This window comes from Methylocystis rosea (assembly GCF_003855495.1).
Taxonomy (GTDB): Bacteria; Pseudomonadota; Alphaproteobacteria; order Rhizobiales; family Beijerinckiaceae; genus Methylocystis; species Methylocystis rosea_A.
Window position 1 is genome coordinate 2,207,864 of sequence record NZ_CP034086.1, and the last position, 18,858, is coordinate 2,226,721.

Annotated in this window: 17 protein-coding genes; 2 read left to right on the top strand and 15 right to left on the bottom strand. The window is 60.8% G+C overall.

The annotated features are described in order from the left end of the window. Positions 1 to 128: 128 nt before the first annotated feature. Entirely contained in the window at positions 129 to 2,291 is a 2,163-nt protein-coding gene (gene scpA / locus EHO51_RS10705; RefSeq protein ID WP_124738889.1) for a methylmalonyl-CoA mutase, read from the bottom strand. Between the two features lie 227 nt (positions 2,292 to 2,518). Between scpA and EHO51_RS10710 the strand changes: the two genes are divergently transcribed. Further along, positions 2,519 to 2,752: a hypothetical protein gene (locus tag EHO51_RS10710; RefSeq protein ID WP_124738890.1), complete on the top strand. Its 234-nt coding sequence runs from the start codon at positions 2,519 to 2,521 to the stop codon at positions 2,750 to 2,752. A 54-nt stretch (positions 2,753 to 2,806) separates the two neighbouring features. On the opposite strand, the gene EHO51_RS10715 is transcribed toward EHO51_RS10710, so the two are convergent. From EHO51_RS10715 to EHO51_RS10730, 4 genes are all read right to left on the bottom strand, one after another. After that, positions 2,807 to 3,262, bottom strand: a complete 456-nt coding sequence (locus tag EHO51_RS10715; protein WP_124738891.1) for a phosphate-starvation-inducible protein PsiE — start codon at positions 3,260 to 3,262, stop codon at positions 2,807 to 2,809. A gap of 110 nt (positions 3,263 to 3,372) precedes the next feature. After that, positions 3,373 to 4,053, bottom strand: a complete 681-nt coding sequence (locus tag EHO51_RS10720) for an MOSC domain-containing protein (RefSeq protein ID WP_124738892.1) — start codon at positions 4,051 to 4,053, stop codon at positions 3,373 to 3,375. 34 nt (positions 4,054 to 4,087) lie between these two features. Next, complete coding sequence (locus tag EHO51_RS10725) at positions 4,088 to 4,402, bottom strand: c-type cytochrome (protein ID WP_432431908.1); 315 nt, start codon at positions 4,400 to 4,402, stop codon at positions 4,088 to 4,090. Between the two features lie 68 nt (positions 4,403 to 4,470). Beyond that, positions 4,471 to 4,899, bottom strand: coding sequence for a universal stress protein (locus EHO51_RS10730; protein ID WP_124738894.1), 429 nt, complete (start codon positions 4,897 to 4,899; stop codon positions 4,471 to 4,473). Positions 4,900 to 5,111: 212 nt separating this feature from the next. On the opposite strand from EHO51_RS10730, the gene EHO51_RS10735 reads away from it, so the two are divergent. Beyond that, positions 5,112 to 6,068: a glycoside hydrolase gene (locus tag EHO51_RS10735; protein WP_124738895.1), complete on the top strand. Its 957-nt coding sequence runs from the start codon at positions 5,112 to 5,114 to the stop codon at positions 6,066 to 6,068. An 84-nt stretch (positions 6,069 to 6,152) separates the two neighbouring features. Here EHO51_RS10735 and EHO51_RS10740 read toward each other — a convergent pair whose 3' ends face one another. The 10 genes from EHO51_RS10740 to EHO51_RS10785 all read right to left on the bottom strand — a co-directional run bounded on the left by EHO51_RS10740 (position 6,153) and on the right by EHO51_RS10785 (position 18,755). Next, positions 6,153 to 6,344: a hypothetical protein gene (locus tag EHO51_RS10740; RefSeq protein WP_029651067.1), complete on the bottom strand. Its 192-nt coding sequence runs from the start codon at positions 6,342 to 6,344 to the stop codon at positions 6,153 to 6,155. A 140-nt stretch (positions 6,345 to 6,484) separates the two neighbouring features. Next, entirely contained in the window at positions 6,485 to 7,243 is a 759-nt protein-coding gene (locus EHO51_RS10745; RefSeq protein WP_124738896.1) for a class I SAM-dependent methyltransferase, read from the bottom strand. Then, entirely contained in the window at positions 7,240 to 8,268 is a 1,029-nt protein-coding gene (locus EHO51_RS10750; RefSeq protein ID WP_124738897.1) for a YheT family hydrolase, read from the bottom strand. The genes EHO51_RS10745 and EHO51_RS10750 overlap by 4 nt, the downstream gene beginning before the upstream one ends. Before the next feature lie 144 nt (positions 8,269 to 8,412). Then, complete coding sequence (locus EHO51_RS10755) at positions 8,413 to 9,165, bottom strand: hypothetical protein (protein WP_124738898.1); 753 nt, start codon at positions 9,163 to 9,165, stop codon at positions 8,413 to 8,415. A 677-nt stretch (positions 9,166 to 9,842) separates the two neighbouring features. Next, positions 9,843 to 10,469, bottom strand: coding sequence for a hypothetical protein (locus EHO51_RS10760; protein ID WP_124738899.1), 627 nt, complete (start codon positions 10,467 to 10,469; stop codon positions 9,843 to 9,845). Between the two features lie 111 nt (positions 10,470 to 10,580). Further along, entirely contained in the window at positions 10,581 to 12,128 is a 1,548-nt protein-coding gene (locus tag EHO51_RS10765; protein WP_164479384.1) for a phage protease, read from the bottom strand. Positions 12,129 to 12,729: 601 nt separating this feature from the next. Then, positions 12,730 to 13,167 carry a helix-turn-helix domain-containing protein gene (locus tag EHO51_RS10770; RefSeq protein WP_124738901.1) on the bottom strand — a complete coding sequence of 146 codons (438 nt, stop codon included), beginning with the start codon at positions 13,165 to 13,167 and terminating at the stop codon, positions 12,730 to 12,732. 280 nt (positions 13,168 to 13,447) lie between these two features. Beyond that, positions 13,448 to 14,914: an RES family NAD+ phosphorylase gene (locus EHO51_RS10775; protein ID WP_124738902.1), complete on the bottom strand. Its 1,467-nt coding sequence runs from the start codon at positions 14,912 to 14,914 to the stop codon at positions 13,448 to 13,450. Positions 14,915 to 15,204: 290 nt separating this feature from the next. Continuing rightward, entirely contained in the window at positions 15,205 to 16,926 is a 1,722-nt protein-coding gene (locus EHO51_RS10780) for a UvrD-helicase domain-containing protein (protein WP_124738903.1), read from the bottom strand. Beyond that, positions 16,923 to 18,755: an ATP-dependent nuclease gene (locus tag EHO51_RS10785; RefSeq protein WP_124738904.1), complete on the bottom strand. Its 1,833-nt coding sequence runs from the start codon at positions 18,753 to 18,755 to the stop codon at positions 16,923 to 16,925. Before EHO51_RS10785 ends, EHO51_RS10780 begins: the two co-directional genes overlap by 4 nt. Positions 18,756 to 18,858: the final 103 nt, after the last annotated feature.

Sequence of the window (18,858 nt, forward strand, 5' to 3'; positions counted from 1 at the left end):
CGCTTCGCTATGCTCGCGGGAGAGGGAGCGGATTGCGCTCGTCAAGCAGCATGATGCGAAATCGTCGTGAGCGTCCCCTCTCCCGCTTTAGCGGGGGAGGGACAGGGAGGGGGTGGTGAACCTGTCAGTTACCCCGCCTTCGCCACTTCGCGCTGCGCAAAGCCCAGACGGATATTCAGCTCGTACAGCAGCTTCTCAGCCGCGAGCGGAATGTTGGTGCCGGGCGGGAAGATCGCCGCCGCGCCAGAATCATACAACGCCTGGAAATCATCAGGCGGGATGACGCCGCCAACGACCATCATGATGTCGCCGCGCCCGGCGCGTCTGAGCGCGTCGCGCAGTTCCGGCGTCAGAGTCAGATGGCCGGCGGTCATCGTCGAGACGCCGACGATATGCACGTCGGCTTCCGCCGCTTTCCTGGCGACTTCATCGGGCGTCGCGAAGAGATCGCCGATGACGACGTCGAAGCCCATGTCGGCGAAGGCCGAGGCGATGACCTTCTGACCGCGGTCATGGCCGTCCTGACCCATCTTGGCGACGAGAATGCGTGGTTTGCGCCCGACGTTCTCTTCGAAGTCGCGCGTCATGCCGATGACGCGGCCAAGATGAACGCTCTCCTTGCCGGCTTCCTTCGCATAGACTCCCGAAATGACATTGGCCTTCGGCTGATGGCGGGAGAACACTTTTTCGAGCGCGAAAGAGATCTCGCCGACGCTGGCCTTCGCCCGCGCCGCCTTGACCGCGAGATCGAGAAGATTGGCGCCCGACGTGGCGCCGTCGGTCAGCGCGTCGAGCGCTGCTTGCGTCTTCGCTTCGTCGCGCTCTTCACGCAGCCGCTTGAGCTTATCGAGCTGCGCGGCGCGCACCGCGGCGTTGTCGACCTTCAGCACATTGGGCTTGGCGTCGTTCACCGGCTGATATTTGTTCACGCCGACGACGACCTGCGTTCCGCTGTCGATGCGCGCTTGCGTCTTCGCGGCCGCCTCCTCGATGCGCTGCTTGGGCACGCCCGCGGCGATCGCCTTCGCCATGCCGCCGAGCGTCTCGATCTCCTCGATATGCTTCCACGCCCCCTTGGCGAGCTCCGCGGTCAGGCGTTCGACATAGTAAGAACCGCCCCAGGGATCGATGATCCGCGTCGTGCCGCTCTCCTCCTGCAGCACGATCTGCGTGTTGCGCGCGATGCGGGCGGAGAAGTCGGTCGGCAGCGCGAGCGCTTCGTCGAGCGCATTGGTGTGCAGCGACTGCGTATGCCCTTGAGTCGCCGCCATCGCCTCGACGCAGGTTCGGATGGCGTTGACGTAAACATCCTGCGCCGTCAGCGACCAGCCGGAGGTCTGGCAGTGCGTGCGCAGGGTCATGCTCTTCTCGGACTTCGCTCCGAGATCCTTCATCAGCCGCGCCCAGAGCAGGCGCGCGGCGCGCAGCTTCGCGACCTCCATGAAGAAATTCATGCCGATGGCGAAGAAGAAGGAAAGACGCGGCGCAAAGGCGTCGATGTCGAGGCCGGCTGCGACGCCGGCGCGCACATATTCGACGCCGTCGGCCAGCGTGTAGCCCAATTCGAGATCGGCCGAGGCGCCGGCCTCCTGCATGTGATAGCCGGAGATCGAGATCGAGTTGAACTTCGGCATATGCTTGGAGGTATAGGCAAAAATATCCGACACGATGCGCATCGACGGGTCGGGCGGGTAAATGTAGGTGTTGCGCACCATGAATTCTTTGAGGATGTCGTTCTGGATCGTGCCCGTCAGCTTTTCGGCGGGCACGCCCTGCTCTTCCGCCGCGACGATGAAGAGCGCGAGAACGGGCAGCACCGCGCCGTTCATGGTCATCGACACGGACATCTGATCGAGCGGAATGCCGTCGAACAGCGTGCGCATGTCATAAATCGAGTCGATCGCGACGCCCGCCATGCCGACGTCGCCCATCACGCGCGGATGGTCGGAATCATAGCCGCGATGGGTGGCGAGATCGAAGGCGACGGAGAGGCCCTTCTGTCCGGCGGCGAGGTTGCGCCGGTAGAAGGCGTTCGAGTCCTCGGCCGTGGAGAAGCCCGCATATTGGCGGATCGTCCAGGGCTGGGCGACATACATCGTCGGATAGGGTCCGCGCACGTAGGGGGCGACGCCCGGATAGCCGTCGACGAAGGCGAGGCCCTCGATATCCTCGGGGCCATAGGCGTTCTTCACCTCGATCCCTTCGGGCGTCAGCCAGCGGCGGGGCTTCGGCTCCTGCTCGGGCGCGACGGGCGCAAAGGGAATTGATGCAAAGTTCGGTATCGCGGACATTCTTTCCTCGGCTATTTTGCCGTTTTCTCTTAGACTAGAGCGGCCTGTCTCGCAAAGCCGTGGCCGCAAAGGGCGGAGCGCGGCGTTTTGAAGCGCTGCGGGTCAGCCGCCGCTCGGCTCGCCGCCCGCCCTCCTCGCCGCCCTCTTGCCCTGATCGCGGCAGGCGGGTCACAATCCCACTCTCGGCCGATCGCCTTCGTCTCCAACCCCAACCCAGGAAAAACTACATGCGCCATTCCGTATGCCTGTTGCTGATCGCCCTCTTCGCCAGCGTCGCGCCCGTGCAGGCCATGGCGGGAAACGATATTCCCGACGACGTGAAGGTAAGATGCAAGGCCGATTATTCGAGGCTGTGCAGCGGCGTCATGCCTGGCGGCGGGCGCATCCTCGCCTGTTTTCAGGCGCATAAGGCCGAAGTCTCGCCGGACTGCGCCGATGCGCTCTCCAAGATGAAGAACTGACCCACCGTCTCCCGCGCTTCCGCCGCTACGGCGGAGGCGCGCCTCAGGGCGCGTTCAGCCGTCCATGCCGTCCGACGCCTTGGAGGGAAATCGCGCCGAGGCGTAGCGGATCGTGAGGACGGCGAGCGAGAGAATGAGCGTCGCGCCCGCGAGGATCAGTATGCCGACGTCCGGGACCGATTCCGTCTGCACATAGCCGATCATGTGGCGGGTGAGCGCCGTGATGCCGACATAGAGAAGGAAGCGCACCGGCATGTGATTGGTGCGGAAATAGATGCCGACCATCGAGCCGATTTCGAGATAGATAAAGAGCAGCAACAAATCTTCGATCGAAGCGTGACCCTTCGTCGACATTTCGAGAAACGCTTTCGCCGCCGCCCAGACCGTCGCGCCGCCGATCGCGAACAGTCCCAGAAGGTGGAAGAGTTCGGTGAGCAGGTAGCCGATCGGATCCATCAGATCCAGCAATCGACGCACCGCCGGATGTTGCTTCCTGTCCAAGTCTTTCATCGCGTGCCTACAAATTATGTGCAGCGCCCAGCATGGTCGAAGGCCGCAGCGTCAACGTCGCGCATGACGCCGCATCGCGCAAACGACTTTGTCGCCAAAGCGCCTAACGCCTATCCTCCGAGCCGCCGCCTCCAGTCTTCGACCTTGCGGCTTTCGATTCGCCTGCGCGCGAGCGCCCGCCAGCTTTCCGCCAGCTCCGGCAGCGCGGCCATATCAGAGAGTTCATCGTAAGCCTGCGTGCGGTCGTGGAGCAGCGCAAATAGGCGCGAGAGCGGCCAATCGGCACGCGGCCGCTCGATGAGCCGCAGCGAGTCGCCCGGCTGCGCCGCGCCCGTTTCGAGAACGCGGTAATACCAGCCGCAGCGCATCGTCTCCTGCGTGCGCCGCGCCATGTCGCGCCGGCCAAAGCGAAAATTGAGGGTCAGGCAGGGCTGTCGTCCCTGGCTCACCTGCAGGCGCGCGCCGCCGAGCGCGAAGACGTCGCCGACGCAGACCGAATCTTCGGTGAGCCCGAGCGTCGAGATGTTCTCGCCAAAGGCGGCGGGACGCCATTCTTGCGCAAGTTCCGGCACATCCGCGCGCCAGGCGTCGTAATGCTCGCGCGGATAGTGGTGCAGCGCTTTCTCGACGCCGCCATGATAACGCCGATCCGCCTGTCGATCGCCGACGAGCCCTTCCACCTCGATGCGCCAGGGCGGCTCAAGCGGCTCCTTGCAAATCGCGCTTTTGCGGCCGGGGGCGATCTCGCGCGGGCGCCCCGCGTAGAGCGTGTCGATTGGCAGTTCAACCATCGCGATTCATTCCCGCGCCAGCGGTCGCGCAGGTCTACCTCTGGACGGAGTTGAGATAGGCGAGCAGCGCTTCGATCTGCGCAGCGCTAAGCCGGAACGGCGGCATCTCGACGCCCTCATGGCCGACGACAATGCCCTCGGCGAGCGCCTCTTCGAGATTGTGCAGCGGATATTTTCGCGCGAGATCGCGAAACGGCGGCGACTTCGGATTCGCGCTGACGCCGCGCGGGCCGACCGCATGGCAGCGGCCGCAATTTTCTTGCGCGATCACCCGCCCGCGCTTCAGCAATTGGGCGTCGATCGGCGCTTTCGCCGCGGCGGCTCCCGCGGCGAGCAAGAGGCAAGTCATAATCGCCAGAGGCGCGAATCGGATCATCATCGAAGTCTAGCCGCGCGCCCGGCGCCTGTCACCGCGCCCTATTTGCGCACGACAAGCACCGAACATTTGGCGTGGCGCACGATGGTCTTGGCGTTGGAGCCGAGCAGATAGGTCGCCATCGTCGGACGATGCGAACCAACGACAACAAGGTCGGCGCCCCATTCATCGGCCTCGGCGAGCACTTCCGGGTAGACGGCGCCGAAGCGCACGATCGAGGAGACGCGCTCTGCCGGATAGGCGATCTTGCCACGCAACACTGCGAGGTCCTTCTCGGTCGCCTCGCGCATCTCCTCGTCGAAATTGGGCGGAATGTAGTCGATGAAGGCCACCGGAACGAGCGGCTGGACATTGATGAGCCGAAGCTGAGCCTCATGCTCCACTTTTGCGAGCGCCACCGCCGCGTCGAGCGCGATCTGCGTGACCTCGTCCTCGCCGATTTCCACCGCCACCAGAATTTTCTTATACATCCCCGCCTCCCGATGCGCGCGGCGTCGACGCCGACTCGCTCCTTCATAGCGCGGCTGGCGTCGCCGAGCTACCGACCCGCATATGACGAGGTCAAACCGCAGACGCGCTACAAAATTCTAGTTGAAAAGTCGGATTGTCACGACTCTTACGTTTTAAAACCTCAAAGGAAGTTAAGTTCGTTCGTCTTTTAAGAGAGATCTTGGAGGAATTTATGAAGACTTGGATTCGCAGCGCCCTCGTGGCGTCTATTGTCGCGTCGTCCCATGCCTATGCGGCTGAAAACGGCGTCAACTACGACCCTGCGCACAGCGGCGCTTACCTGGCGGCGCAGAAGGCCAATGACTTCGCGACGATGAAGAAGGTCGTCGGCGACGATCTCACCCAGATCAGGACGCTGGGCTTTTCGCGCGTCAAGACATTCTACTCGACCTATTGCACGATCAACGGGCAGCAATGCGTCAGCATCGCCGAGTTGGCGTCGGCGAGAAACATGCGCCTGATGCTCGGCGTTTTCGAATTTCCCGATCATCCTGACTGGACACAGTCGCAGATCAGCGCCGCCGTCGACGCTAATTTCCGCTACCCCGGAACGGTCATCGCATTCGTCGTCGGCAATGAAGACATGTTCGATTGGCAAGGCAATCCGCAGCCGGCGATGCAACAGCGAATCGTGGCCGACATGAACACGCTCAGGAGTAAGACCAACAACAAGGTTGTGGTGACGACGGCGCAACGCGCGCCGGATTGGAATCGCCTCGTCGCAAGCGATCCTCAAAAAGTGTTGCAGAACGTCCCCGTCATCGGCGCGAATATCTATCCGTTCTGGGGCGGCTCGCCCGAGAAGGTCAACGGCAGGAGCGTCGCAAACGACATTCAGGCCACTGTTACAGGCTTAGCGGGCAAAACCGCGAAGCCGGTCATCGTCACCGAGGAAGGCTGGCCGAGCTGTGGAAACAACGCCGGCATGAAGGACATGAACATCGAGTCGGAAATTGATTATTTCAGCACGTGGAAAACGCGCCCGCAGAACTTCGACAGTTATTATTTCGCCGCTTACGACAAACAATCCGGCGGCGGCTGTCCGAACAACGACGACGCCGACAGGCACTTCGGCTTGTGCAGCGAATCCGGCTTAACGAAAGACGCCCGGCTGATGAACTGCAAATAGCGGCGCTCCGGCGCGCGCCAAAGCGCGATGGCGATCCTTCGTCGCGGGGACGACATTGTCCCCCGACAGCCGACGAATCGAAACCTATTCGACCGCTTCGGCTTTGACGAAATTCCAGGACGCCGTGTCGACGATCCTGTTTTCGCGACTCTCATTGCTGAGCTTGGCGCAGGTGCCTTCGACCGCTGTGACGGTCCATAGATCGATCTCTTCGTCCCAGGCGCCTTCGCAATTCACAAGCGTCGTGACTTTATAAATTTTGCCGGCCTCAAGCATATTGCTGTCCTTTGCTGAACGATCCCCTCGGGCGATACGGCATTGGCTCAACGCGACGACTCTTCATCGTCGTCAAGAAACAGGCAAAATTAGGGAAAGCTGCGGGCGACACGTAGGATAGCGCGCGCCAATTCTTAAGTTTACGGTGTGTTAACGCCGCAGCGCATGTAAAGCGGGACGCACAGCGGCAGATCCGGCGGATGCGCGCGCCAGACCCCCTCCAACTCGCGATCGACGAGCGCCAGCGGATCGCGGCCATAATGCAGTCTGTATTTCTCGACCGCGGACCAGGTCTTGAGAAAGCTCACGAACTCGCTTTTTGATCGGGCGATGGGCGTCTGAAACAGCGGGCAATCGATCTCCTTGAACGGAAACGGCAGGGTCTCGTAGCGATTGAAATAGAGCGCCGAATTCTCCGCCCAGAAGGGGCCAAGAATATCCTCCTTCAGCCTGCGCAAGATTAAATCGAGCGGCTCGACATGCGTTCGCGGCCAGTCATAGGTCCATGCCGCGATGATCCCCTCGGCGCGCAAGGCGCGCCGCGCGTTCGCGTAAAAACTCGGCAGGTCGAACCAGTGGATCGAACAGGCGCAGGCGATGAGATCGACCTCGCCGCGCAGGCCGAGATCATCTTCCGCGCGCGCCAGACGATAATCGACATTGGGCTCCTTTGGCGCGAGCGCCAGCTGCCGGGGATCGGGGTCCGTCGCGAGCACGCGCGTGAAATGGCGCGACAGTCCGAGCGCCGCCTGCCCGCTCCCCGCGCCGCAATCCCAGGCGAGACGATCCTGTTTCGCGACGCTTGCGAGCCACGCGAAAAGCGCGTCGGGATAATGCGGGCGAAAGGAGCGATAGTCGCCCGCGTTGTCGCCGAACACCATCGTCTGGCCTGCATTCATTGCGGCGGCCTCACTTCGTCTTGAACATGCGACGCGGGCCCGAGACCTTTTTGCGTCAGCCACAACGCCGCGGCGCGATCATGCCAGGGCGTCAGGCTGCCGACGCCATGAAAACCCATGTGTCCCCCGCCCTGCGTCAGCGCCGCCTCGATCATCGGCAGAGTCGACCAGTCGATCGCCGCATAACTCTCCGCCGGCACCCAAGGGTCGTCGAGCGCATGCAGGATCAGCGTCGGCAGCCTCGCGCCGGCGAGGAAATTCTTCGCGGCGTTGGATTCGTAATAGTCCGGCGCGCCCCGATAGCCGAAATGCGGCGCGACGAAGCGATCGTCGAATTCGTAAAGCGTGCGGGCGCCGGCGATCGCGGCGCGCTCGGCGGCGGTGAGCGCGGCGCTCGGCGCCAGCGCTTCGCGTTTCATCTCATCCAGCATGTATCGATGATAGACGAAATTGCGCGGCGCCATCAGCCGGGCGCAGGACGCGGCGAGGTCGATCGGCGTCGACACGGCGACGGCGGCGAGAACCGGCAGCTGATGGCCGCCCTCGCCCACAAATTTCAGCACGAGATTGCCGCCGAGCGAATTGCCGATGAGCACGATGCCGCGACTGACAAGTTCCGCCGGCAGCCCGCGCAGCGCCGCGACGAGATCCTCGGTCTTGCCGGCGTGGTAGCGCCCGCCGGAGGTGGCGCGCGAGGGCGCGGCGCCGCGCAGATTGAGGCGCAGCACCGGCCAGCCTTGGCTCACGAGATAGCGCGCCGTGGCGATTCCATGCCGGCTGGATTCGGAGCCGGCGAGCCCATGCGTCAGAACGATGAGCGGCGCGTTTGTCTCCACGCCCGGTCGATCAAGCCGCGCCGCGAGACGATCGCCGTCCGGCATGGGAAGCAGCAGCCGCTCGCCGCCGGGAAGCTCCGGCGGTCCGCCGATGATGATGTTGCGCAACGTCTGCAGATCGCCGCCGAACCACGGCGCCCGCTCGCGGAAGGGGGGGAGCGGCTCCGAAACGGGAAGTTCAACAGGCATGATGTTTGATGTCTCTAAGGAACAGTTTCATCGTCTCTTCTATTAATCCGTGCGCCCGCGCCATCTATCGAGAACACCGACTTTCAAAAGACCCGCACGCGAAGTCCTTGATAAGTGTGCAAAGGACGGAGCGCGCCGCCACCATCATTCAAATGCCGTTCTCAGATCGGGTCTGAAAGCATATTTTGACGGAGCATAGGGTAGCGCCCGCGCGAGCGGCAGCTTGGGATCGCGTGACAGTGGAAGATTGAGGACCATGTTCCGTAGCACGATGAACGCAGATGCGCCGTCCACAGTGATTTTAAAAGGTTCGCTCCAATATTCTCGATTGCCTTCCTCGTAGCTCCGGAGGCGTTCGCCTGCTAGCACCACCTGACAAGAAAGTGGCACGTCCCTGAGAAACGAGTTTGGATGAAAGAATTGGTTTCTCATAAGCAAGCCACTAGGCAGAAGCGCGATCTGATATCCGAACTGTCGAAATAGCGCGAGATACCCTGCTGAGAACAAAGCTATCTGGTGACGTGAGTTAAGCTGCTTCCTTTGAAAGTCGGCTCGAATGAGGTCGCGAAGGGAGGCGTCGTAGAATTTGCCCTTCCAGCTATTGCAACCGTGCCCAGGTATTTTTCTTCCTTTGATGACAAGAGGTTTTCGACACATCAGGGTCATTCCGCTGCGCTCGTTTCGCGGGACAGCATCACGCACATCTAAAGGATCACATGCTAAAGCCTGCTGCGGAATGATATGCTCCAATGAGAATTCGTCGAACCTAAGTGGCCGACAACAAGCAGGACACAGCAGCAAGTCATTATCTGCGAACCACGGAACCAACGACTTCAAATCGTGCCGCATCTGATGCCAGAGTTTTGCCTTCAGGTCGGGTAGGTCAATCATGTTCATTGAACGGCAGCCGTGCAGAGGGCTTTGCCCAAAGATTAGGGAAGGCGGCGACAGAATTCGACTACCTCTAAACGTTTCCGACCGATCCCTTAACCGAGCGTCGCGGACCTTGCCCGAGGGTGATCGAAACTCTTTCCTTTTCCTACCGCATTCTGGTATCGACATCGCTATTTGACCGGGATTAGGTGAGATCAACCGGCCGTAGGCGGGAATTTGGCCTTCGAATGCGGGTTTCGCCGCATCGGCGCGGTTCGGCTTTTCTTCTTTGGCGTATCGGCCGGCCGCCCTCTCAATACATTCATGTATCGAAAAATCCCCGATTTCGAGGGTGTCCGCTCCCGCGAAAATCGGTCCGCCACGGCTGCCGGCATGTTCCCGAGAGGCATTTTCCCGAAAATTGATCTAACAAAATCAGCTACGTCCGTATCGATTTCCCACCATGGACGCCGGAATAGAGGGACAGAAGCGGCCGCTTGAGCCTCGCCGCAGCGACGGCGGGCCGTCAGCAGCTCCTCGTATTCCGCGAGGGGGATGGTCACCATGGCGACATCGCCCACGTTCGCCGCGCCAAGCGGAAGAGCGCCTTTTCCCGTGGTTTTAGTCACCTCAAAAGCCTCTTCAAAGCCTCTCGGAGGCGCGCCCAGGGTCGCGTTCAGCCTATGTCATCCAGGGCGTTGTCACTTCGACGCCACCAGCCTGCCGTTCTCGGAGTCCCACTGAATTCCTAGCCGGGACATGACGCGATGTTGCGCGGAGCAGACATCGGTCGGGAGCCCGGCGGCGCTCGCCTGCGCCATCTCCTTTCGGAACTCAGCCGCCAATTCGAGACCGCTCCATTCTTCCGGACGCTGCGTCGCCTGCGGTCCGGCCGCGCTCGCCACCAGCCTGCCGTTCTCCGAGTCCCACTCAATTCCCAGCCGGGACATGACGCGATGTTGCACGGAGCAGACATCGATCGGGAGCCCGGCGGCGCTCGCCTGCGCCATCTCCTTTGCGAACTCAGCCGCCAATTCGAGACCGCTCCATTCTTCGGGACGCTGCGTCGCCTGCGGTCCGGCCGCGCTCGCCACCAGCCTGCCGTTCTCCGAGTCCCACTCAATTCCCAGCCGGGACATGACGCGATGTTGCACGGAGCAGACATCGGTCGGGAGCCCGGCGGCGCTCGCCTGCGCCATGTCCTTTCGGAACTCAGCCGCCAGTTCGAGAGCACTCCAATTTTCGGGACGCTGCGTCGCCTGCGGCCCGGCCGCGCTCGCCACCAGCCTGCCGTTCTCCGAGTCCCACTCAATTCCCAACCGGGACATGACGCGATGTTGCACGGAGCAGACATCGGTCGGGAGCCCGGCGGCGCTCGCCTGCGCCCTCTCCTTTGCGAACTCAGCCGCCAGTTCTAGAGCGCTCCAATCTTCGGGACGCTACGTCGCCTGCGGTCCGGCCGCGCTCGCCACCAGCCTGCCGTTCTCCGAGTCCCACTCCAATCCTAACCAGGACATGACGCGATGTTGCACGGAGCAGACATCGGTCGGGAGCCCGGCGGCGCTCGCCTGCGCCGTCTCCTTTCGGAACTCAGCCGCCAGTTCGAGAGCGCTCCAATCCTCGGGGCGCTTCGTCGCTTGTGCGCTCAACTTATTGGCCCGTGTCACCGGGAGGGAAACGCTTGCGCGCAGGGCCGAGCGCGCTGTGGCCGGCGCGCCTTCGAGCCTCACGCCGCCTTCAGGAAAGAGTTTGCCAAGCACATAATTGGCGTGTTTGTCGACACTTTCAGCTGCGGAACTCCGGATATACGACGCGTCGGGCGTAATCCCGGCGGCGAGCAAATCTCTTTCAGTTCGCCATATCTCCAAGAGAAAGAGCTCGTCCCGGTTCACTCGACCGATGCTGGATAATTGCTTCACGCGATAATTCAACAAGTCAGAAACCGCGGAGAGCCGAGCGTCGCTCGAATTTCCTACCGCCTTGGGTTGATAGCCGCGCTCCTCCGGCGCCGCGTCATTTCCGACGGCGCGCGATCTAAGCAATGGCATGGGACGTCGAACAAGAGAGATCGACTTGAGGCGCTTTACCTTTCCGCCCTGATCGCTGAAAAAGGTCGGCGACACGCTGGTCAGCCTCATGTCGTTGATGATTTGCAATGCGTCAGGCTGCCAATCGATTTTCGCCTCCAATTTTCCGGTGTTTATGCGAAGCTCGACAATCTCGCCGATCGGCGCCGACGTAACGTCCTCACCATTGTCGATTTGAATATCCGGGCGATGTTCAATGTTTACCGGAAATTCGCGATAATCAGGATCGTCGCTGCGCCGCGCCGCCGTGAATGCGTCGCAGATCGCCTTTCCATCGATGTAGAAGATATCCTCCGTTTGCGTCTCGACGAAGCCCAGGGCGGCAAAGACGACAACCCACTCGGGCAAAGGCTTCGTCCGCGGCATCGGCGTCGCGATCATTGCATAAATGATGTCTTCCATCTTGGCGGCAAGCGAAGCGCCGTGCGTCGTTTGCGCGGCAGCGAGCGCGCGCTGGTTCGCGAGCGCGGGTGCCGTGACAAGCGCAACTGCGCGCAACCACTTCGTCTTTCCTTCAGGCGTATGGAAAAAATCGGGGGAAACGAAGCGATGCGTTCGCTTGCGTAAGACCTCCCTGCCTTGGTCCAGCCAATCGACTTTGCCCTGAAGTGCGCCATTCTTGACGCTCAGCTCGGTAATCCAACCAACGGCGTCCGCGCGCTCCCCGGTGCTGGCGGCTCTAGGCGTCGAGTGATTTATATCGATCGGAATGTCTAGGCCGTCGGCTTCAAAGCGCTCGATAAGCGCCTGAGCGTCCACGTCGTAACTTCTCCCGTCGCGAGTTGCGATGCGCCCCAGCTGAGGGAAAATCGTAATCCACGTCGGCGGCTCCGCGCCGGCTTTGGGCAGCGGGGCCGAGACGGAAAGCATGGAGTTGTCCTCGATTAGATCATACATCATCGTGATGCGTCCTTTTGCGGCCCGTCTTTGCGCCCTTTGACGTCCTCGCGGCATCCTTGTTGGCCACTCTCATAGCGGCAAGCCGGTAGAGGACTGCGCGGCGACAAATGCCAGTCTGTTTCGCAAGCTCTGAAGTGCTTAGTCCCTGCGACAAGCCGTCTCTGAGCTTTAGGTAAATCAGCTCGTTTCTCGCCGTCGGAACGTCGAAATATTCGCCGAAGCCGCCGATCGTCTCGACGACTTTCAAGGCGCATTCGAGCCCAAGCAGAACAACTAATGGATGTTGGCGGCGCCGACGAAGCGTCTTCAAAGCGGGGAGATATAGCCGCCGACCGCCGAACTCGCGCGCGATCGCGATTGCCGCGTCTATGCCCGCCGCATCGGCGATGGCTTGCAGTCGTCCAGGGAGCTTTTGGGCTTCGCGCTTTTTCGTCGGCTTCGGCACGGGCGCTTCGCATTCCTGCGTAACTCTTCTTCGGCACGCGTCGACGAGGAAAAATAGCTCCGACGTTCGATCGCTCGCTTCAGCGTGAAAGGTTTCACATGGTGAAACCTTTCCTCCTCTCGTCACGAGAATAGGCGGGATGCGCTGGACCGCTGGCTACGAAGATTTTCTGGCGAGCGCCGTAGAAGCACCAGCTCGTTCATTGCGCAATTTGGCGCGGATGTTTTGAATTGTTCGCTGATGCAAACCGGAGCCGCGTGCAGCTTCCTTCAGGCTCGCGCCCTTGTCTAGCAGTTCTATTGCCTGGCGGCGCGCCTTCTCACGTGAGCCGGCTTGCCCGAGAGGCAACGTGATTTTCACGCCATGATGGGCGCGCCGCCCATCGCCTTCGATACGCGCAGCAAAATAGGCGCAGAGCCCATCGGTCGCCTCACGCCCAATCGATCGCACGAGCCAATGATCGTTCGGCGCGTGTGCCGGAATATATATCTCGCATCCGCCCCATTCGGCCGCGAGTTTCATGGTCGCATAAAGCCCGATAACAGTTGCGATCTCGGCTTGCAGGGGCGGAAGGAAGGAATAGTCTTCGGACATGCGTATGTCGTCTCTAGCCGCCTAAGCGAGAGCGACGGGTTGCCGCTGTCCTTCCGACAAGCGCGAAGCGAACGCCTAGGCGCGCCGACAGTGCTGAAAGGGTGAACGATTTCACAGGGTGAAGAATTTCACCCGACCCTCTGCCGCCAATCAAGTAGCAGGGTGCGCGGATGGGCTTGGGCGAAAAACGGGGAGTGGGTCAGTTTGAATTTCCGCTTTGCGCCAAAAATGGACATTCGTCCGTATAGTGCAGCGGCGGGCCGAATTTCGTTAAACGCATTTAGAAGTCGGCTTTTCTCTTCTCCCATCTGTGTCGCCGAACCGGGAATTCGTCCGTATCGAATACGACGCGTTTCACACGATGCACCTTGATGCTGTCACTTAAGATGCGAAGAGTCACTCCGCGTAGGTCGGAATCGACCGCCTCCCAGGGCATCGTTGCTATCGCGGCGAAATCAGGCCATGGGTGGTCCTTCTCCTTCTTCTCCGTTTCCATGGGCACCGGTGGGACCTCCTCGATCACCGAGTAATCGTGTTCCCATCCGTCCTCCCCGAGTTGTCCGGTCCGCGCAGTGATCTCCGCGCCCTTGGGGATGTCCATGGCTGCAACGCGTGCCGATTTTTGAAACAGCACGACATTGAGAACATCACCGGCAACCTGAACCGACGGAAAGAGTATCCCGTCGACGGACAAGGAGGATTCCGTCGCTAAGAAATCGGCGATAGCTTGCGTCGCAAGATACTCGAACGGCTCGTCGTCCGGCATCACGGGCTGCGTGATGCGTCGGCTCAGCGACCGCAAGAATTGTGCGCGCTCCAGACGGGCTGCGAAGCCAAAATCGAAGATGCTACCCGAAAGCCGCACATCCTTCAGGGCTGTCAAATCAAGGAGCCGCAGCTTCCGGATGATCTCGAGTTGCGCGACGGCGACCCGGCTACCGACGGGTGGGCGTACTTCCGCAATAGCCGCTATCGGATCGTTAGCGCCGTAGAACACAGATATGCCGCGCGCATTCATGCGCCCTGCTGCGGCCAAAAACGCAGGAGGGGGGCCGAGGTGCTGATCTGGCCTACCGAGTGCGGCTTCGAGCTTGTCGTCGGATTGGAAGACGCGTGCACGAAACAGTCTATGGAAATCTGTTCCCGGCCCTGCATCGACGACCAGCGGTCGGCCATCATGCGTGCGCAGTCCGTCAATGCGATCGAACACTGATGCCAAGTGTGAGGCCGCGGTGCGACTAAAGAAGCGCGCTTCAGTTTTTAGAGCGTTCTCGAAGTTACGCCATTCCTCTTGCCAAGCGTCATCGCTTACTTGCTTCTCCTCATAGTAGCTCTCATCGGCGAATTCTGTCTCTTCGCCCATCGCAGCGCTGTCAAAGTCGCTATGCTCATCCTCTAGAATCGCCTGGACGTCTTGAGCCGCCTCTTCCGGAATTTCAGCAGCGTTCATGATCGCGTAGACAACCGGTTCGCCATGCCGTTCCCATTCGTAGTTCGACTCTCGATCTCGCAATAGGGTATATTCCCAGTCGTCGGGCTGATCCGACGTCCGGAAGTAGTGCTGCTCGAACGCCGTCTGGATGCGCTCGGCAATATCACCGACGCTGTAGGAGCGACGCATCTTGCGGCAATAGCTGCACTTTGCCCGCTTACCATTGGAGCGAACTTCATCGCTTAGGTAGCGCTCGCCGATGCAAGCAAAGCACATCCGCTTCGCTTTCAACTCGTCGATATCCTCTGAATGCACAGAGCCTCCTCCGCCTTTTCTGGGGATAGATTCTCTAAGACGCCGCCCGGCGCCCGAACGGTCTCGGTTCCAAGTTTCCCCTCGGGCCACAGACCGAACAATACACCCTCAGAAATCATGAAATAAATTCGAGTCTCGGTGAATGGCGAAAAAAGGTTCAAAAACTCGCGTTCCCGCAAGGCGAGGAAGCGCCAGAAGCGGACGATCCGTCCGACCTTGTTGCAGTAACAGCCTCCGGTGGAAGCTCAAGCCAAACTGCCGGACGTGACTAAATGACCACAGCGGCCGCCTCACTTCGGATCGAAGAACGGCGTGGGATCGACCGGGCGGATGATGCGGACGGCGTACCGCGCTCTGGTGATGCCGACCCGAAGCACACGGCGGCTGTTCTCGTATTTGGGCGCCTCATCTTCCTTCAGGAGCGCGCCTCCACGATATCCCTCCACGATGACGACGGCATCAAACTCCTTACCTTTGGATTTATGGATGGTCATCAGGATGCATCCGCGAGGAGGGCGATCAGCACCAACAAGTCGCTGCTGATCGAGGATAGCGGTGACACGCTCGACCGCGCCGGCGTATGTCGCAGTTCGCGCCCAGAGTTCGCTCAATGCCATCGCGATCGGATCGCCGGCTTTCGAGAGGCGGACCATTGCGGCTTGAACCGCGATAGCTCTGAGGTCGTCATGGCCGGTGCAATGCTGGCGGGCTAGGCGCCAATCGCTGACAGGGTCGCCGGTGCATGCTCTCTGATATTGCGCTAGATGGTTCGGTCCAGATGCGCGGATCGGCTTGTCCCTCCGTAGCGAATCGATTGCGGCCGTCATCCTGGCGGCGCGGTCGCCGGCCGTCTTGGCTCCGAGGGCATTTTGCTGTTCGCACCAATCCTTTTTCAGGAGCCAAAAATCGGCCACACGCCGCAGCGCTGCTGTCCGGGATGCGACCGAATAGGCGGAGGTCTGCTCGAGCAACGCGGCCGTAACGAGGGCCGCCGCGGATGATTGCTCACCGTCCCAGACAACGTCGTGGCTGATGGGGGAGAGCGCGTTCTTCCCGAAATTATGAGAGGTCGAGAGCAGCTCGGAGATGTCCGCTACGAGATCGTTGCTCGTCGCCAAGACCGCCACGCAAGGCTCTGCCACGCCGCGCCGGGCCAAATCAGCGAACGCCTGACCCACATAAAAGTGGACCGTGGAATTGAACATGTTCTGGAAGCGCTCGTAGGTCGTGACGATGACATCTTTTGATCGCCCCGGCGCTTTCGCCGTTACCACCGCGTTAGCGAAGCGCAGCACGTCCGACGTCGGGCTACGGAAATTGTCCGCCTCCAGGTCGGCCTCGAGTAACTTGATACCTCGGCGTAGGATATCGAGGCGATCGGTGCGGACGCCCTTGCGGAAATCGTAGATCCGCTGCTCCGGATCGGCGAGGAAGACGCTCTTGGTGGCTTCGGCGAGCGCCTGTACCAGGCGCCATTGATCGTCATCTGTGTCTTGAAATTCGTCGAGGATGATAAGCGGGTGAATGTCGGCGATGCCGTCGCGAATATGCCTGCTTTCCTCGATCAGGCGAGCGGCGGCATGGGCAAACGCGTCAAAGGATGCTTGGCTTTCCTCGTCGAGAAGGCGACGACGTTCTACTTCCCAGTCGCCCTCGAATTGCGTTCGCATCATTCCTTCCTGCCCGGGAGAGATCATGGCAATCGGCGAGCCGCGGAGCACTCGACCATGTCCCTTCAGGAGTTCCCAGCAGAACGAGTGATAGGTTCTGACCTCGATCCTCGACAGCTCCTCCCGGCTCAGGACGGTCTTGCAGCGCGTGATGATCTGGTGCACGGCCGCGCGAGAGAAGCTCAAGAAAAGTGCCGTTTGACCGGGCTTCATCGCTGGCATTCCGGCCTGTGCCTTCAGGATCGCGAGGGTAGTCTTTCCCGCGCCCGGTCCGCCCAATACGAGGACGTGCCCCGGCTCGTCGAGCACCGATCTGCGCTGGTCGTTCAGGACGAAGGTCATCCGGGCTTGCCCTCGTCGTCTGCGTCGTCGTCGCCATCCAGTGGCGGAAGTCTCAAGAGCGCGTTCACGCGCTGCAGAAACTCGGTAATCGTCTTGGGGAGCTCGGCCAACGATTGGCAGCACTCGATCAGGTGGGCCGCGTAACCATCCCCTTTGCGGTCTGCGAGCACGACGTAGGTAAGCTTTCTGACCGCATCGTCGTCGGCGCCGGCCATCAGCTTGCCACGGTGTTGCGGATAGTCGGGCCACTCCGCGACCGCCGATAGAAACCGTCTTTGCGCGTCGACCGCGACCTCGGCGACCAGCAGCGCCTCAATCCCCTTGTAGGTCGTCTGGCAGTTCTCCGAATACAGGGCGAGATTTGCCGTTTGCTCCGCGGTCCATTCTTTTTTCGGCAGATCATGGAACGCGAAGAACGCCTTTCGCAGGCTCCCTAAAGCGGGTCCCCATTTGGGGATTTCACCGTGGGCTCCTGCCTCGAAGACGGAGATGCCGGTCAGGTCGAAGGGGTCATACGCGTTTTCCGGGCTATGAGCTTCCAGCGCGCGCGATGTCGCGATCAGAGTCGCAACCTCGGTCGCGCCTTCCGCGACAATGACACCGCGCGCGAGGATTGCTTCTGCAAGCTGAAGCTTTCGCTGGCGCACCGCCTTGAACTTGATCCCCTCCGTCGGAATCGCGGTGCTCGAGAGACGATGGTTCGTATCGCGGTCGATTGCGAGGATCTGCGTGACCTCGAATTCGTCGATGACGTGCGACGAGTGCGAGGTGACGATCGCCTGGCCCATCTTCTTGAGAAGGTAACGGGTGAGCCGACGCTGCGAGTGCGGGGGCAACGCGATCTCCGGTTCCTCCATCGAGAAGATGACGGAGTCGTTTCCGCGAAGATCGGCAATGTGGGTCAGAAGCGAGAAAACAAGCGTGTTGATCGACCCCGTGCCCAATCTGTGGAACGGGACGGCGTATTCACTCCCCTTGGACCGCACAAAGAACTGAATAACCTCCCTCAGATTCTCGCGCGTGAGATCCGATGCGAAGAACGCTGTCGCATCATCCTCGTCTGCTATCCCAATGAAGCGCTGCATCCGTTTTCGGACTTGCTCGCGGATCGCCTTGAGTTGCGGGATGGAGCCGACGGGCGGTTCAAACGACTTCAGACGTTTGACGGTATCCTCCCACATCGACTCGCGGCCCTTGTCGCCGAGCCGAAGAATCGTATCCAGCAGGGAGCCTCGTTCAAGACTTAACGCTCTACGGCCGGTGCGGAGCGTTCGCAGATAGATGAAGCCGCATGCCTGCTTCCAATCGCGACCGAACGATTCTAGCCCGATGCCCGGTGTGGGATCATCCGGTTCGTCCGGGCTCTCCTTGGTGGGATGGGAGAAGAACGTCTTCCCCTCAAAATCGTCGGTCTTTCGATCGTACCAGCCGAGAAAGGTGATCGGGAGTGCGCGAACGACGCCGGGGATGTCAGTGTCGGATGGTGTCGAACCGTCGACATCGACGAAACCCTTTTTCTCTTCGCTCCAGGGTCTGGTCTTGTGAAAGAGTTTCCGACGCATATCCTCTGGCAGATCGATCAACACGACTTCAATCTTGATGACGACGAGATTGCCGGCATCGTCTAAATACCGACCATTGTGAAAGTCGTGTTCGTCGACGATTGGTCGACGGAATAGTCGTTCCGCGCCTAGAACTAGGTCGAGCGCCTCGCAGACCGTCGATTTGCCGACGTTGTTCGTTCCGACGAGCAACGTATGCCCCGGAAAGTCGACTGTGCCGTGGGCGACACCACGAAAATTTTCGATGGTGATTTTTCTGACGCGCATCGCACCCCGATTTCCCGCCTAATTTTGTCTCGCAATCCGTCGAAAGGTGTAACTGCGATGTTTGCGCGTCGTCAAATGTTAGCCGCGGAAACCCAAGGCTAGC

Excerpts from the sequence above, each read along its gene's own strand:
- scpA (WP_124738889.1), bottom strand. The coding sequence starts at position 2,291 with ATGTCCGCGATACCGAACTTTGCATCAATTCCCTTTGCGCCCGTCGCG.
- EHO51_RS10710 (WP_124738890.1), top strand. The coding sequence starts at position 2,519 with ATGCGCCATTCCGTATGCCTGTTGCTGATCGCCCTCTTCGCCAGCGTC.
- EHO51_RS10715 (WP_124738891.1), bottom strand. The coding sequence starts at position 3,262 with ATGAAAGACTTGGACAGGAAGCAACATCCGGCGGTGCGTCGATTGCTG.
- EHO51_RS10720 (WP_124738892.1), bottom strand. The coding sequence starts at position 4,053 with ATGGTTGAACTGCCAATCGACACGCTCTACGCGGGGCGCCCGCGCGAG.
- EHO51_RS10725 (WP_432431908.1), bottom strand. The coding sequence starts at position 4,402 with ATGACTTGCCTCTTGCTCGCCGCGGGAGCCGCCGCGGCGAAAGCGCCG.
- EHO51_RS10730 (WP_124738894.1), bottom strand. The coding sequence starts at position 4,899 with ATGTATAAGAAAATTCTGGTGGCGGTGGAAATCGGCGAGGACGAGGTC.
- EHO51_RS10735 (WP_124738895.1), top strand. The coding sequence starts at position 5,112 with ATGAAGACTTGGATTCGCAGCGCCCTCGTGGCGTCTATTGTCGCGTCG.
- EHO51_RS10740 (WP_029651067.1), bottom strand. The coding sequence starts at position 6,344 with ATGCTTGAGGCCGGCAAAATTTATAAAGTCACGACGCTTGTGAATTGC.
- EHO51_RS10745 (WP_124738896.1), bottom strand. The coding sequence starts at position 7,243 with ATGAATGCAGGCCAGACGATGGTGTTCGGCGACAACGCGGGCGACTAT.
- EHO51_RS10750 (WP_124738897.1), bottom strand. The coding sequence starts at position 8,268 with ATGCCTGTTGAACTTCCCGTTTCGGAGCCGCTCCCCCCCTTCCGCGAG.
- EHO51_RS10755 (WP_124738898.1), bottom strand. The coding sequence starts at position 9,165 with ATGAACATGATTGACCTACCCGACCTGAAGGCAAAACTCTGGCATCAG.
- EHO51_RS10760 (WP_124738899.1), bottom strand. The coding sequence starts at position 10,469 with ATGTCCCGGTTGGGAATTGAGTGGGACTCGGAGAACGGCAGGCTGGTG.
- EHO51_RS10765 (WP_164479384.1), bottom strand. The coding sequence starts at position 12,128 with ATGATGTATGATCTAATCGAGGACAACTCCATGCTTTCCGTCTCGGCC.
- EHO51_RS10770 (WP_124738901.1), bottom strand. The coding sequence starts at position 13,167 with ATGTCCGAAGACTATTCCTTCCTTCCGCCCCTGCAAGCCGAGATCGCA.
- EHO51_RS10780 (WP_124738903.1), bottom strand. The coding sequence starts at position 16,926 with ATGACCTTCGTCCTGAACGACCAGCGCAGATCGGTGCTCGACGAGCCG.
- EHO51_RS10785 (WP_124738904.1), bottom strand. The coding sequence starts at position 18,755 with ATGCGCGTCAGAAAAATCACCATCGAAAATTTTCGTGGTGTCGCCCAC.